At 40.2% G+C, this 14910-nt stretch carries 13 protein-coding genes and 1 tRNA gene; 12 read left to right on the top strand and 2 right to left on the bottom strand.

The features are described 5' to 3' along the window. Positions 1 to 73 (top strand) — tRNA-Asn (locus H7T93_RS02195). A 155-nt stretch (positions 74 to 228) separates the two neighbouring features. Beyond that, positions 229 to 726, top strand: a complete 498-nt coding sequence (locus H7T93_RS02200; RefSeq protein ID WP_021143466.1) for a sigma factor — start codon at positions 229 to 231, stop codon at positions 724 to 726. 107 nt (positions 727 to 833) lie between these two features. On the opposite strand, the gene H7T93_RS02205 is transcribed toward H7T93_RS02200, so the two are convergent. Beyond that, positions 834 to 1676: a mechanosensitive ion channel family protein gene (locus H7T93_RS02205; RefSeq protein ID WP_037620105.1), complete on the bottom strand. Its 843-nt coding sequence runs from the start codon at positions 1674 to 1676 to the stop codon at positions 834 to 836. A 142-nt stretch (positions 1677 to 1818) separates the two neighbouring features. Here H7T93_RS02205 and tig point away from each other — a divergent pair, with 142 nt between their 5' ends. From tig to H7T93_RS02250, 9 genes are all read left to right on the top strand, one after another. After that, positions 1819 to 3102, top strand: coding sequence for a trigger factor (gene tig, locus H7T93_RS02210; RefSeq protein WP_002889721.1), 1284 nt, complete (start codon positions 1819 to 1821; stop codon positions 3100 to 3102). Positions 3103 to 3259: 157 nt separating this feature from the next. Then, positions 3260 to 3835, top strand: a complete 576-nt coding sequence (gene rpoE, locus H7T93_RS02215) for a DNA-directed RNA polymerase subunit delta (RefSeq protein ID WP_002885605.1) — start codon at positions 3260 to 3262, stop codon at positions 3833 to 3835. Positions 3836 to 4087: 252 nt separating this feature from the next. Continuing rightward, positions 4088 to 5692: a CTP synthase gene (locus H7T93_RS02220; protein WP_117647281.1), complete on the top strand. Its 1605-nt coding sequence runs from the start codon at positions 4088 to 4090 to the stop codon at positions 5690 to 5692. 94 nt (positions 5693 to 5786) lie between these two features. Beyond that, positions 5787 to 6257: a DUF3013 family protein gene (locus H7T93_RS02225; RefSeq protein ID WP_175057372.1), complete on the top strand. Its 471-nt coding sequence runs from the start codon at positions 5787 to 5789 to the stop codon at positions 6255 to 6257. Between the two features lie 15 nt (positions 6258 to 6272). Further along, a complete protein-coding gene (locus H7T93_RS02230) occupies positions 6273 to 6707 on the top strand; it encodes an NUDIX hydrolase (protein WP_175057373.1) in 435 nt (144 codons plus the stop codon). Positions 6708 to 6710: 3 nt separating this feature from the next. Next, positions 6711 to 7607: a GIY-YIG nuclease family protein gene (locus tag H7T93_RS02235; RefSeq protein ID WP_175057374.1), complete on the top strand. Its 897-nt coding sequence runs from the start codon at positions 6711 to 6713 to the stop codon at positions 7605 to 7607. 10 nt (positions 7608 to 7617) lie between these two features. Beyond that, entirely contained in the window at positions 7618 to 8571 is a 954-nt protein-coding gene (gene prmA / locus H7T93_RS02240; protein WP_175057375.1) for a 50S ribosomal protein L11 methyltransferase, read from the top strand. Further along, positions 8572 to 9315, top strand: coding sequence for a 16S rRNA (uracil(1498)-N(3))-methyltransferase (locus H7T93_RS02245; RefSeq protein ID WP_175057376.1), 744 nt, complete (start codon positions 8572 to 8574; stop codon positions 9313 to 9315). Positions 9316 to 9480: 165 nt separating this feature from the next. Continuing rightward, the gene (locus tag H7T93_RS02250; protein WP_175057377.1) at positions 9481 to 12021 is read left to right on the top strand and encodes a bifunctional 2',3'-cyclic-nucleotide 2'-phosphodiesterase/3'-nucleotidase; all 2541 of its coding nucleotides are present in this window, start codon (positions 9481 to 9483) and stop codon (positions 12019 to 12021) included. Positions 12022 to 12063: 42 nt separating this feature from the next. Here the strand turns inward: H7T93_RS02250 and nrdI are convergent, their stop codons facing one another. Continuing rightward, positions 12064 to 12522, bottom strand: coding sequence for a class Ib ribonucleoside-diphosphate reductase assembly flavoprotein NrdI (nrdI, locus tag H7T93_RS02255; RefSeq protein WP_022496522.1), 459 nt, complete (start codon positions 12520 to 12522; stop codon positions 12064 to 12066). Positions 12523 to 12690: 168 nt separating this feature from the next. On the opposite strand from nrdI, the gene H7T93_RS02260 reads away from it, so the two are divergent. Further along, entirely contained in the window at positions 12691 to 14910 is a 2220-nt protein-coding gene (locus H7T93_RS02260) for a RelA/SpoT family protein (RefSeq protein ID WP_037604083.1), read from the top strand.

Raw genomic sequence — 14910 nt, forward strand, 5'->3', positions numbered from 1 at the left:
CCGCCATAGCTCAGTTGGTAGTAGCGCATGACTGTTAATCATGATGTCGTAGGTTCGAGTCCTACTGGCGGAGTATAGATTTCATTGCTGGACGTTGGTCTAGCTTTTTTTGTTTTTATCACCTTTTATAGTGACATATATGTCGCTATTTTATTTCTTATTTATCTCTTATAATAGGTCTCGTAATTAATTTAATTACAAAAATTATATCTATTAATAGGAGGTTGAATGGAACAAGAAGTTTTTGTTCACGCATATGAGGTTGTTAGGCCGATTGTACTTAAGGCTAGTCGACAATATTTCATCCAACTTTGGGACCAAGCTGATATGGAGCAAGAAGCTATGATGACGCTTTATCAGCTTTTAGAAAAGTTTCCTGAATTAAAGTCTGATGATGATAAGTTACGGCGTTATTTTAAAACGAAATTTAGGAATAGACTTAATGATGAGGTTAGAAGGCAGGAGTCTGTAAAACGACAAGCCAATAGACAATGTTATATTGAAATTTCAGATATTGCTTTTTGTCTTCCGAATAAAGAGTTAGATGCTGTTGATAGGCTTGTTTATGATGAGCAGCTTAATGCTTTCCGTAATCAGTTGTCTTCGGAAGATGCTACTAAGTTAGACCGTTTGCTAGCTGGGGAGTGTTTTAGAGGTCGAAAAAAGATGATTCGAGAGTTAAAATTTTGGATGGTTGATTTTGATCCTTACAATGAAGATGATTAATCCTTAATATAGAACCTTGACTGGCAATATTGTTTAATATGAATAAAAAACACTTCGAAAGTAGATTCATCTTATCTATCTTTTGAAGTGTTTTTTATGTAATGAATTTATTTTACTGCTATAGGGTTTCCAATAAATCTTGGAAGTTCAATATTTTCTTTGATTAGAGCTTCTTGGTAAAGTTTTAAGAAGTCTGCATAGATATGAGTTTGTTGTCCATTTTTTGTAAAGATATCAATACGAAATACCAGTTGTCCAGAAGGAGTTGTGCTTAATCCAATGATATTTGGTGCTCCACAGATTTGAGGATAGTTTTCAATGTTTTCTTGATTTACTTCTTGGATGATGCTTGTCACCTTATTGATATCGGTTGACGGATAGACTGGGATATCAATTTGAGCTCTCATGTCTCCTCGAGATTTGTTGGATACAATTGTGATATTTCTGTTAGGTATAAAATGAAGAGTACCATCAAATCCTCGAATTTGAGTAGTGCGAATACCTACGGTTGAAACAAGGCCTGTAACGGGTCCTACTTCAACTGAGTCGCCGACTTCAAACTGGTTTTCTAACAAGATGAAAAAACCATTAACGACATCTGATAGGAAGCCTTGAGCTCCTAGACCAAGAGCAACTCCAGCAAGTCCTGCACCAGCAAGGAGGCTAGATACTGGAACCCCAAGGATACTAAGAAGCCAGTAAACAAGGAAAAAGTATAGCACGTAGTTCATGCAATTGTGTAGTAAACGTTCAATGGTTTTTTGTCGAGCAGGTGTTTGAATTGTCCAAGCTAGAGAGCGTCCGACTGTATGTTTAAAAAGGAAGTTGATAATCTTCTTACTAAGAAGAAAGATGATGAGAAGAATGAGGAGCTTAATCCCTTTTGTAATGAGTACCATTAGGGTCTCTTCAAAATTAAATTGTTGGATGTATCTTTGTAAAATATTCATAGCTTTAGTTTATCAAAAATTTGAAAAAGTAGCAGTTCCTAACGATTTTCTTGTGATTAAATTGGAGAAAAAAACTTTTAAAAGGCTTTGAAATATGGTAAACTAAACTGTATCTATAAAAAATTTTAAGGAGAATGACTACATGTCTGTATCATTTGAAAACACAGCCACTAACCGTGGTGTGGTGACATTCACTATCGGTCAAGATAAAATTCAACCAGCTTTAGATCAAGCGTTTAACAAGGTTAAAAAGAATTTGAACGCTCCAGGCTTCCGTAAAGGACACATGCCTCGTGCCGTATTTAACCAAAAATTTGGTGAAGAAGCTCTTTACGACGATGCTTTGAATGCAATTCTTCCAGCAGCTTATGAAGCAGCGATTGCTGAACTTGGTCTTGATGTTGTTGCACAACCAAAAATTGATGTAAAATCAATTGAAAAAGGTCAAGATTGGACACTTACTGCAGAAGTTGTTACAAAACCTGAAGTAAAACTTGGTGCATATAAAGATCTTGAAGTTTCAGTTGAAGCTTCTAAAGAAGTTACTGATGAAGAAGTTGATGCTAAGCTTGAAAACGAACGCAAAAACTTGGCTGAATTGGTTGTTAAAGAAGGTGCAGCTGAAAATGGCGACACTGTTGTTATCGACTTTGTTGGTTCAGTAGACGGTGTTGAATTTGATGGTGGTAAAGGTGAAAACCACTCTCTTGAACTTGGTTCAGGTCAATTTATCCCAGGTTTCGAAGACCAATTGGTTGGAGCAAAAGCTGGTGATGAAGTAGAAGTTAAAGTAACTTTCCCAGAAGACTATCAAGCTGCTGACCTTGCAGGTAAAGCTGCTGTATTTGTTACTAAAGTTAACGAAGTTAAAGCTAAAGAAGTTCCAGCTCTTGATGATGAGTTGGCTAAAGATCTTGACGATGAAGTTGAAACTCTTGACGAGTTGAAAGCTAAATACCGTAAGGAACTTGAAGCAGCTAAAGAAATCGCATTTGATGACGCTGTTGAAGGTGCTGCACTTGATTTGGCTGTTGAAAACGCTGAAATCGTTGAATTGCCAGCAGAAATGGTTGAAGACGAAGTTCACCGTGCTATGAACGAATTCATGGGTAACATGCAACGTCAAGGTATCTCTCCTGAAATGTACTTCCAAATCACTGGTACAACTCAAGAAGATCTTCACAAACAATATGAAGCTGACGCTGACAAACGTGTGAAAACTAACCTTGTTATCGAAGCTGTTGCTGCTGCTGAAGGATTCGACGCTACAGAAGAAGAAATCCAAAAAGAAATCAATGATCTTGCAGCTGAGTACAACATGGAAGTATCACAAGTTTCTGCACTTCTTTCACCTGAAATGCTTAAACACGATATCACTATGAAGAAAGCTGTTGAAGTTATCACAAGCACAGCAAAAGTTAAATAATATGACTAAAATCAAGTTTCTGTTGAGACTTGATTTTTTCTTCTATAAATGCTTTGACTATTGACTCTTTTTAGCGTAAAATAAAAGGTAGCGAAAAATTGATTGCTGAGCTATTTCTGATGGAAACTAGCTTGAGTAAGAATGAAGGAGAACCACTTTGGAACTAGACGTATTTGCTGGACAAGAAAAAAGTGAATTATCAATGATTGAAGTGGCCCGTGCTATCTTAGAAACACGTGGTCGTGATAATGAAATGTATTTCAATGATTTGGTCAATGAAATTCAAAATTACTTAGAAAAATCGGATGCTGATATCCGCAATGCTTTGCCATTCTTTTATTCAGATTTGAATACGGATGGAAGTTTCATTCCACTAGGTGATAACAAATGGGGCTTGCGTTCATGGTATGCAATTGATGAAATCGATGAAGAGGTCATCACATTGGAAGATACTGATGAAAATGCACCAAAACGTAAGAACAAGAAAGTTAATGCCTTCATGGATGGTGATGAAGATGCCATCGATTATAATGACGATGATCCAGAAGACGAAAACTTCACACCTGATTCTGATAGTCTTGAATATGACGACGATAGCGAAGATGATGAGAAAGCCGAAGTGGAATCTTATGACTCTGAGTTGAATGAAATTATTCCAGATGATGATTTGGATGATGTTGAGTTGTCAGAAGAAGATGATGACGATGACTATGAGGATGAGTCAAACGACTAAGTTTTCATTGACAAATGGTCTTGGATAGTTTAGACTATTTATCGGGCACCTCTTTTGAAGAGGTCATGATTAAGGCTCCCAGAGTGAAACTCTTGGGGGTCATTTTTGTTTTTAGTCATTTACTGGACTTGTCTAAGGTGAGGTACTTTGTACTGCTCCAATCAGGTACTAGGAAAGGGCTGTCGTGATTATTTGAGTGGGTAATCAATCTACTATCTGTAGTTGTTTTGAATAATATTATAAGGAGTTAACATGACAAAATATATTTTCGTCACTGGTGGTGTGGTATCTTCAATTGGTAAAGGGATTGTAGCTGCAAGTCTTGGACGTTTGCTTAAGAACCGTGGTCTTAAGGTTACGATTCAAAAATTCGATCCTTACATCAATATTGACCCAGGGACAATGAGTCCTTACCAACACGGTGAAGTTTATGTCACTGATGATGGTGCTGAAACTGACCTTGACCTTGGTCACTACGAACGTTTTATTGATATCAATCTTAATAAATACTCTAACGTGACTACTGGTAAGATTTACAGCGAAGTTTTGCGTAAGGAACGTAAAGGGGAGTATCTTGGTGCGACTGTTCAGGTGATTCCGCATATCACCGATGCTTTGAAAGACAAGATTAAGCGTGCAGCGACAACGACTGATTCAGATGTCATTATCACTGAAGTTGGTGGTACGGTTGGGGATATTGAAAGTCTTCCATTCCTTGAAGCTCTTCGTCAAATGAAGGCTGATGTGGGTTCTGATAATGTTATGTATATCCACACAACGCTTCTTCCTTATTTGAAGGCTGCTGGTGAAATGAAGACAAAACCAACGCAACACTCTGTTAAGGAATTGCGTGGTTTGGGTATCCAACCAAATATGTTGGTTATTCGTACAGAACAACCTGCTGGTCAAGGAATTAAGAATAAATTGGCTCAGTTCTGTGATGTTGCACCTGAGGCTGTTATCGAATCACTCGACGTGGAACATATCTATCAAGTGCCACTTAATATGCAGGCTCAAGGTATGGATCAAATCGTTTGTGATCATTTGAAACTAGATGCTCCAGCTGCAGATATGACAGAATGGTCTGCTATGGTTGATAAGGTACTTAATCTTAAGAAGACAACTAAGATTGCCCTTGTCGGTAAGTATGTGGAGCTTCACGATGCTTACTTGTCAGTGGTTGAAGCACTTAAACACTCTGGTTTGGCAAATGATACTGCTATTGATATTGACTGGGTCAATGCTAATGATTTGACTGCTGAAAATGTTGCCTCTCGTTTGGCTGATGCTGATGGTATTATTGTTCCTGGTGGTTTCGGTCAACGTGGTACTGAAGGTAAGATTCAAGCTATTCGTTATGCACGTGAAAATGATGTGCCAATGTTAGGTGTCTGTCTCGGTATGCAATTGACATGTATTGAGTTTGCTCGCCACGTTCTTCACTTGGATGGCGCTAATTCAGCTGAGCTTGATCCAAACACAAAATATCCAATTATCGATATTATGCGTGATCAAATTGACATTGAAGACATGGGTGGTACTCTTCGTCTTGGTCTTTACCCATGTAAGTTGAAACCAGGTTCTAAGGCAGCTGCCGCTTATGGCAACCAGGAAGTTGTTCAACGTCGTCACCGTCACCGTTATGAGTTTAATACCAAGTTCCGTGAACAGTTTGAGGCTGAAGGCTTTGTCTTCTCAGGTGTGTCACCAGATAATCGTTTGATGGAAGTGGTGGAGCTCCCAGACAAGAAATTCTTTGTGGCAGCACAATACCACCCAGAATACCATAGCCGTCCAAATCATGCGGAAGAACTTTACAGTGCCTTTGTGACAGCAGCGGTTGAAAATGCTAAATAATTATCTAAGACAGAGTGGGATAGCCTACTCTGTTTTTTATTGGCTCCTTTTATGCTAAAATAAAGGGAATAATAAGAAAGAACGAGGAAAACAAATGGCTAAATTCGGCTTTTTGTCAGTATTAGAAGAAGAACTGGATAAGCACCTGGACTATGATTTTGCGATGGACTGGGATAAAAAGAATCATGCTGTGGAAGTAACGTTCATCCTAGAAGCGCAAAACAGTAGTAATGTGGAGACTATTGATGCTAAGGGTGAAGTGTCTGATGAAGATGTCATTTTTGAGGATTACGTGCTCTTTTATAATCCAGCAAAATCACGTTTTGATGAAGAGGACTACCTAGTGACAATTCCATATGAACCTAAGAAAGGTCTATCTCGTGAGTTTTTGTCCTATTTTGCGGAGACCTTGAATGAGGTGGCAACAGAAGGATTGAGTGACTTGATGGATTTTCTATCTGATGATGGACCTGAGGAATTCGGTTTGGTTTGGGACAAAGAAGCTTTCGAAAAAGGGAAAGCTCAACTTGAAGAGAAGGAATTTTTTGCTTATCCAAGGTATTAAAGGGAGCGAAAAGGGATGGATACTTATTTAAAAGATCAGTTCGATTTTACAGGTGTTAAAGCTGCCTTACTCGTAGAGCAAAGTATTTTAGTCATTCTCAGAGATAATAAACCAGATATTCCTTGGCCAAATACATGGGAGTTGCCAGGTGGTGGAAGAGAAGGTCAAGAAACGCCTCTTGAATGTCTTCAACGTGAGGTCTGGGAGGAGCTGGGCTTGACTTTGAAAGAGGAATCTATTATTTGGTCGAAAATCTATCCTAGTATGTTGGATAAAGATAGGTCAGCTGTTTTTGTGGTTGGTCAAATTAGCCAAGAGCAGTATCGTGAGATTCGTTTTGGTGACGAGGGACAGGAATTTAAACTAATGCCTATAGAGGATTTTATAAAAGCAGAAGGAGTCATTCCCCAGTTGCAGGAACGAGTACGTGATTATGTGGAGAGGTATTAAATTATGAAGCGTGGTAAAAACATTAACATGTTTCTTATGGATGGTGAAGTAACGGGGAAAATCAAATGTACCTTATCCAATTGGACTGGTGTGATTTATAAAATTTCTCGAATTCAATTGGCTGATCTAAAATCACGTGATGAATTGAAACAAACTGGTATTTATTTCTTATTTGGACGTGATGAAGATAAACAAAAGAATGTTACTTACATTGGCCAGGCAACGAATAGGAAGAATGGTGAAGGGGTGCTTTTGCGTGTGCAGGAGCATACTCGTGATAGTCATGCAGATTATTTTAATGATGTCATAATTTTAACGACACAGAATAATTCCTTTGGCCCCACAGAGATTAGCTACTTGGAGAATAAATTTACTCAGTTAGCAAAAGAGTCAGGGCGTTACATTGTAAAAAATGGTAATGAGCCAAATCCTGGGAATGTGACGGAAGAAAAACAATCTGAACTGGATGAAGTAGTTGAAAATGTTTTAATGATTGTTGGGACATTGGGGTATCGAGTTTTTATTCCTATGACAACGAATGTAGATCAGCAAACTCGCAATGATGCAGAGCAGTATTTGTACTTGAAGAGAAAAATGAAGAAATCAAATCAAATTATTGAGGCGAAATGTGAGAGAACAACAGAAGGTTTTGTTGTTTTAGAAGGTAGTCAAGTTGAGATGATAGATTCACCAGCAATACCTACCAGCCTGAAGGAATTGCGTAAGGAATTAATCAAAGAAAATGTAATTAAAGATGGTATCTTACAAGAAAAACAGCTTTTCTCTAGTCCCTCTTATGCAGCAGCATTTGTCTTAGGAATGAATACGAACGGTCGAATGGATTGGAAAGATAAAGATGGCAAGACCTTAAAAGAATTAGAAGAAATGATATATTATTAAGGAGAAATAAATGGACAAATGGCAAGAATTAACGATTGAAGTTAATCGCGAGGTCGAAGAAGCGGCTTCTAATATTTTAATTGAGTCTGGGAGCCAAGGTGTGGCTATTGATGATAGTGCAGATTATTTGGAAAATGCGGACCGTTTTGGGGAACTTTATCCTGAGGTTGAGCAGGTAGAGACGGTTAAAATTACGGCTTATTATCCGGAATCAGCAGATATCGAGGCCATTACCAAGCAGGTTAATGAGCGTTTGGCTGAGTTAACGGATTTTGGTCTTGAAACAGGAGATATTCACTTGGCTACTCAAGAATTGGTTGAAGAGGATTGGGCTGAGAATTGGAAGAAGTACTATGAACCAGCTCGCATTACCCATGATTTGACTATCGTACCGTCATGGACGGATTATGAGGCATCAGTAGGTGAGAAGATTATCAAGCTAGATCCTGGTATGGCCTTTGGGACAGGAACACATCCAACGACTAAGATGAGCCTCTTTGCCTTGGAGCAGGTGCTTCGTGGTGGTGAGACGGTGATTGATGTGGGGACTGGTTCAGGAGTCCTCTCGATTGCTAGCTCTCTGCTTGGTGCCAAGGAAATCTACGCTTATGACCTTGATGATGTGGCGGTTCGAGTGGCACAGGAAAATATTGATATGAATCCTGATATGGAAAATATCCACGTTGCTGCGGGAGATCTTTTGAAGGGTGTGACGCAAGAAGCTGATGTTATCGTGGCTAATATTTTGGCGGACATTCTCATTCATCTGACAGAAGATGCCTACCGTTTGGTTAAGGATGAAGGTTACTTGATTATGTCAGGCATTATCTCTGAAAAATGGGATATGGTGCGTGAATCGGCTGAGAAAGCAGGTTTCTTCCTAGAAACTCACATGGTTCAGGGAGAGTGGAATGCTTGTGTCTTCAAGAAGACAGATGATATTTCAGGTGTGATTGGAGGCTAAATGCAACAGTATTTTATAAAGGGGAAGGTTGAAAATCCAGTAATCATCAAGGATAAGGATACTGTGAAGCATATGTTTAACGTTATGCGTTTGACAGAGGATGATCAGGTTGTCTTGGTTTTTGAAGATGGTATCAAGCGTCTTGCGCGTGTGACTGACCGTGAGAATCACGTCTTTGAAGTGATTGAAGATTTAACTGATAATGTCGAGATGCCTGTTTCTGTAACCATTGCCTCAGGTTTTCCCAAGGGAGATAAACTGGAGTTGGTGACACAAAAGGCAACAGAGCTTGGAGCTCAGGCTATTTGGGCCTTCCCTGCCGACTGGTCTGTGGTTAAGTGGTATGGTAAGAAGCTAGCCAAGAAGGAAGATAAACTTGCCAAGATTGGTCTAGGAGCTGCAGAACAATCTAAGCGTAATCGTGTTCCAGAAGTCAGATTGTTCGAGAAAAAAGGGGAATTTCTATCAGAATTAGATAATTTTGATAAGATTTTTATCGCCTATGAGGAAACAGCCAAAGCAGGTGAGTTGGCTACTCTAGCTCGTGAGTTGGCTCAGGTAGAGAGTGGTCAGAAAATTCTCTTTATCTTTGGACCAGAAGGTGGTATCTCTCCGTCTGAGATTGATGCCTTTGAAGAAGCTGGCGGTGTTAAAATTGGCCTTGGACCGCGCATTATGCGGACGGAAACCGCTCCTCTCTACGCTTTGAGTAGTGTCAGTTATGCCTTGGAATTGAATAAGTAAGAGAAAGTTGGCCTTGTTCCAACTTTTTTTGTATTTGACACTTTTAAGCTAAGATTGCATCGTGCCATTAGTTTTGTATGACAAATTGAGCATTTCTAAAAAAGTTGATAATCTTATTTAGATTTAATATAATTGTACTATCTTTATAAAAGGGGAAGATTTTTAATGAAAACGAATCGTTATGTGACTCAATCTGCTGTGGTTTTGGGCCTTTTTGCTCTCTTGACTGTGCCACAAGTCCTAGGTCATGCTGATGAGGCAACCGCACCAGTACCAACTACTTCAACTGAAACTGTGACAGATAGTGGGACTGTTGCCGTATCTGGACAAGGAACTTCGGGAACAGCTGTTCAAGGAGGAACAGAAACTGTTTCTACTACAGCAACAGCAGTAGCGACAAATGCGTCTGCAGAGCCATCAGCTAATACCTCAACGGCCCAAGCAAGTCAAGAAGCCAGTGCTGTTTTGACGAATGCCAATCAGGTGACACCGGCAGTGCCAGTACAGGCTGAAACTGTTACAGAGCCTGCTCATGAGGGGCAGACCGTTGATATGCAGATTTTGTCAACAACAGATCTTCATACCAACTTGGTTAACTATGATTATTATCAAGATAAGCCGTCTCAAACAGTTGGTTTGTCTAAAACTGCTGTTCTTATCAAAAAAGCCCGTGAAACTAATCCCAATACGGTCTTAGTGGACAGTGGGGATACGATTCAGGGAACTCCTTTTGGGACTTATAAGGCTTTGATTGACCCTGTTGCCCAAGGTGAGACTCACCCTATGTACAAGGCCTTTGAGATGCTGGGCTACGATGCCGAAACACTTGGAAACCACGAGTTTAACTATGGTCTAGAATTTTTGGATCGTATGGTTAAGGCTGCTAAGATTAACATTATCAATGCCAATGTGCGTAATGCTCAGACAGGTGACTACTATTACAACCCTTATAAGATTGTTAACAAGACCTTTACTGATACAGATGGCAAACAGGTAACGCTAAAAATCGGTATTACAGGTGTCCTTCCAACACAGATTTTGGTTTGGGATAAGGCCAACCTTGAAGGTAAGGTAACTGTGGATGATCCAATGGAGGCTGTTAAGGCTATCGTTCCTAAGATGAAGGCTGCAGGAGCTGACTTTATCCTTGTTGCTGCTCACTCTGGTATTGGTGACAATGAATACACTAAGAATGAGGAAAATGAAGGTTACCAAATTGCTGGTATCGAAGGTGTTGATGCTGTTGCGACAGGGCATTCTCATGCGGATTTCCCAAATGGAGATGGTACAAGTTTTTATGCGAAATACCCTGGTGTAGATGATGTCAATGGTCTCATCAATGGGAAACCTGTGGTTATGGCTGGTAAATTCGGAGATCATCTAGGCATCATGGATGTCAAATTGACTTACACGGATGGTAAATGGAAAGTTGTTAACAGTAAGGCCAAGCTTGAAAAGATTGATACTAAGTCAGATGTTGCGGACAAGGACTTAATTAATATGGCTGCTCATGACCATAATGGAACAATCAACTATGTTCGTAAGGAAGTTGGTGAGACTACTGCACCAATTACTAGCTATTTTGCTCAGGTTCAGGACGATCCATCTATTCAAATCGTTAATAATGCACAACTATGGTATGCTAAAAAACAAGTAGCGGGAACAGCAGATGCGAATCTTCCACTCCTCTCAGCTGCAGCACCTTTCAAGGCGGGGACTCGTGGGGATGCGACCTACTATACCGATATTCCAGCAGGACCATTAGCCATTAAGAATGTCGCGGACCTCTACCTCTACGACAATGTTACTGCCCTACTCAAGGTGACTGGTGCACAAATAAAAGAATGGTTGGAAATGTCTGCAGGACAGTTCAATCAAATTGATCCTAATAGCAAAGAGCCACAACAACTCATTAATAGTAGCTATCGCTCATACAATTACGATGTGATTGATGGGTTGACTTATAAGTTTGATTTGACACAACCTAACAAATACGATCGTGAAGGTAAGTTGGTTAACCCAGATGCTAGTCGTGTTCGTGACTTGACTTATCAAGGTAAACCCATTGATTTGAATCAGACTTTCCTTGTCGTGACTAACAACTATCGTGCGACTGGTAACTTCCCTGGTGTTAAGGATGCTGCAGAAAAACGTCTCCTCAATCTTGAGAATCGTCAGGCAATCATTGATTATATCGTTAGTGAGAAAACGATTAACCCAACGGCTGATGGAAATTGGAGTTTCGTTCCTAATATTACGAATGCAGATATCCGTTTTGCCTCATCTGACAATGCACGTGCCCACCTTGCTGGTCAGGATGCCATTAGTTATGTAGGACCATCAACACAAGCAGGATTTGCAGAGTACCGCTTTGTTGTTAAGGAAAAGGCAAATCAAGTTGAGGATACGACTAAGAAAGAATCTGAGAAGTCACCAAAAGGTGTTGAGATGGCAGACCAAACTAAGCATGTGAAACCAAATGCTACTGCAGTTGCTAGCATGGCTAAACCTGCTTCAGCTATCCAATTGTCAAACGCTCAAGTCGTTATCTTACCTCAAGATCAAGTGCAAGAAACTCAAGGTTCAAGTTCAGTTAAGGCCTTGCCAAACACTGGTTCAGACGAATCTATGTCAGCAACTTTAGCTGGTATGGTTCTTATGACCTTGGCTGGATTCTTTGGAATCAAAAAACACGAAAAAAATTAAGCAAAGGAAAAAGCCCCTGTCAGGGGCTTTTTTGCTGTAGTTTTAGCGTTGGTTAAAGTTCTTTTGTGCTTCTAGAATAATAGGTGCCAGACGTTCGATATCAGACTGTGTGCCACGAAGCTCAAAGTCTCCCAACATAGGGAAGCCAAAACGTTGACTGTATTGTTTGGCGGTTAGGCAGTACTGGTTATTGAAGTTACGGTTACCAGAACCGATGATACCAAAGCAACGTTTGTGGTTATCATGGGCTGCGATAAAATCTCCCAGTGGATTGGTTAGGATTTCGACATCTCCATTGTCCACGCCATTTCCACCTTCAAGGTAGGTTGGCAAGAGTGCGACAAAGGGTTCATCTACTTGGAAGGTTTCATGATTAAGCTCTTTAATATTGATTTGGCGACATTCAATCCCGTGGTTGAGGGATAGGTAGTCAGACATACGTTTGACAAAGCTTTGGGTATTGCCACTTAGACTAATATAAACGAGGGTAAGTTGAGACATAAGCGTCCTCTTTCTATCTATATCTTGTGTTTGCTCAATCATTCTAACACAAGATGTTGTGCTTTTCAAGTTAGCTCCTTGTGATTAAGAATTGCCTATCTAGCTCTTTTTCTTTACTTGTAAAAGTGATAAAATAAAGGTTATTATAAAGAAGCGAAGGAAGAAATCATGGCTAAAGATAAAAATGTAACAGGAGAAGAAATTTTAGACATTTGCTCGGCCTACATGTCAGCAGATGATTTGAAATTAGTTGAAAAAGCCTGGCATTATGCGACAGATGCTCATAGTGGGCAATCTCGTCAGTCAGGAGAACCTTATATTATTCACCCTATTCAAGTGGCAGGTATCCTGGCAGACCTTCATCTTGATGCAGTGACAGTAGCCTGTGGTTTCTTACACGATGTCGTTGAAGACACCGAAAAAACGCTCGATGATTTGGAAACGGATTTTGGTACGGATGTACGAAATATCGTAGACGGTGTTACTAAGCTTGGTAAGGTTGAGTACAAGTCCCACGAGGAGCAGTTGGCTGAAAACCACCGTAAGATGCTTATGGCCATGTCTAAGGATATCCGTGTCATCTTGGTTAAATTGGCCGACCGTTTACACAATATGCGTACCCTAAAGCATCTTCGCAAGGATAAGCAAGAGCGCATTTCTCGTGAAACCATGGAAATCTATGCTCCTTTGGCTCACCGTCTGGGTATCAGTCGTATCAAATGGGAATTGGAAGATATGTCCTTCCGTTACCTTAATGAGGTGGAATTCTACAAGATTTCTCACATGATGAAGGAAAAACGTCGTGAGCGTGAGGAACTTGTGGACGAGATTGTCGATAAAATTAAGACCTACACAGCTGAACAAGGACTTGTTGGTGATGTTTATGGTCGTCCAAAGCATATCTACTCTATTTATCGTAAGATGCGCGACAAGAAAAAGCGCTTCGATCAAATTTATGATTTGATTGCCATCCGTTGTGTTATGGAGACGCACAGTGATGTTTATGCCATGTTGGGATATATTCATGAGCTCTGGCGTCCGATGCCTGGCCGTTTCAAAGACTATATTGCCAATCCTAAATCCAATGGTTACCAGTCTATCCATACAACGGTTTATGGACCAAAAGGACCTATTGAAATCCAAATCCGTACCAAGGAAATGCACCAAGTTGCCGAATACGGGGTTGCAGCTCACTGGGCTTACAAGAAAGGGATTAAGGGCAAGGTAGATTCAAAAGAGTCCGCTTTGGGAATGAACTGGATTAAAGATCTTGTTGAACTTCAAGATGCCTCAAATGGTGATGCTATGGGATTTGTAGACTCTGTTAAAGAGGATATCTTCTCAGAGCGTATTTATGTCTTTACGCCAAATGGTGCTGTTCAGGAATTGCCTAAAGATTCAGGACCTATTGACTTTGCCTATGCTATCCATACCCAAGTTGGAGAGAAGGCTACAGGTGCTAAGGTTAATGGCCGTATGGTTCCCTTGACTGCCAAACTTAAGACAGGTGATGTGGTTGAGATTGTCACTAATGCCAATTCTTTTGGTCCTAGTCGTGACTGGATTAAGATGGTCAAGACAACCAAGGCCAGAAATAAAATTCGACAATTCTTTAAGAATCAGGATAAGGAAGCTTCTATCACCAAGGGTCGTGAGCTTTTGATTGCCTACTTCCAAGAGCATGGCTATATTGCCAATAAGTACCTAGACAAGAAACATATTGAGGAAATTCTCCCTCGTATGAGTGTGCGTAGTGAAGAGGCTCTCTATGCCGCTGTTGGCTTTGGCGAAATTAGTGCTGCTGCTGTTTTCAATCGTCTGACAGAAAAAGAACGCCGTGAGGAAGAGCGTGCTAAGGCAAAAGCTGAAGCTGAAGAGCTAATGAACGGTGGCGAGGTTAAGACTGAGAAGAAAGAAGTTCTTAAGGTTAAGAGTGAAAATGGCGTTATCATTCAAGGTGCTTCAGGTCTCCTCATGCGTATCGCTAAGTGCTGTAACCCAGTTCCTGGAGATGAGATTGAAGGTTACATTACCAAGGGTCGTGGTATCGCTATTCACCGTTCAGATTGTAATAATATCAAGAGTCAAGAAGGTTATGAACAACGTTTAATCGAAGTGGAGTGGGATGAACGTAATGCCAATAAATCTTATTTGGCAGAGATTGACATCTATGGCCTTAACCGTTCTGGTCTGTTGAATGATGTTCTTCAAATCTTGTCAAATACGACCAAGAGCATCGCTACGGTCAATGCGCAACCGACTAAGGACATGAAGTTTGCCAATATTCACGTTAGCTTTGAAATTGCAAACCTTATTGAATTGACCGGTCTAGTGGATAAGATTAAAATTATCCCAGACGTTTATAGCGTTAAACGTACAAATGGTTAA

Origin of the sequence: Streptococcus sp. 9.1, assembly GCF_016648815.1 — a bacterium.
In the GTDB taxonomy this organism is placed as follows: domain Bacteria; phylum Bacillota; class Bacilli; order Lactobacillales; family Streptococcaceae; genus Streptococcus; species Streptococcus salivarius_E.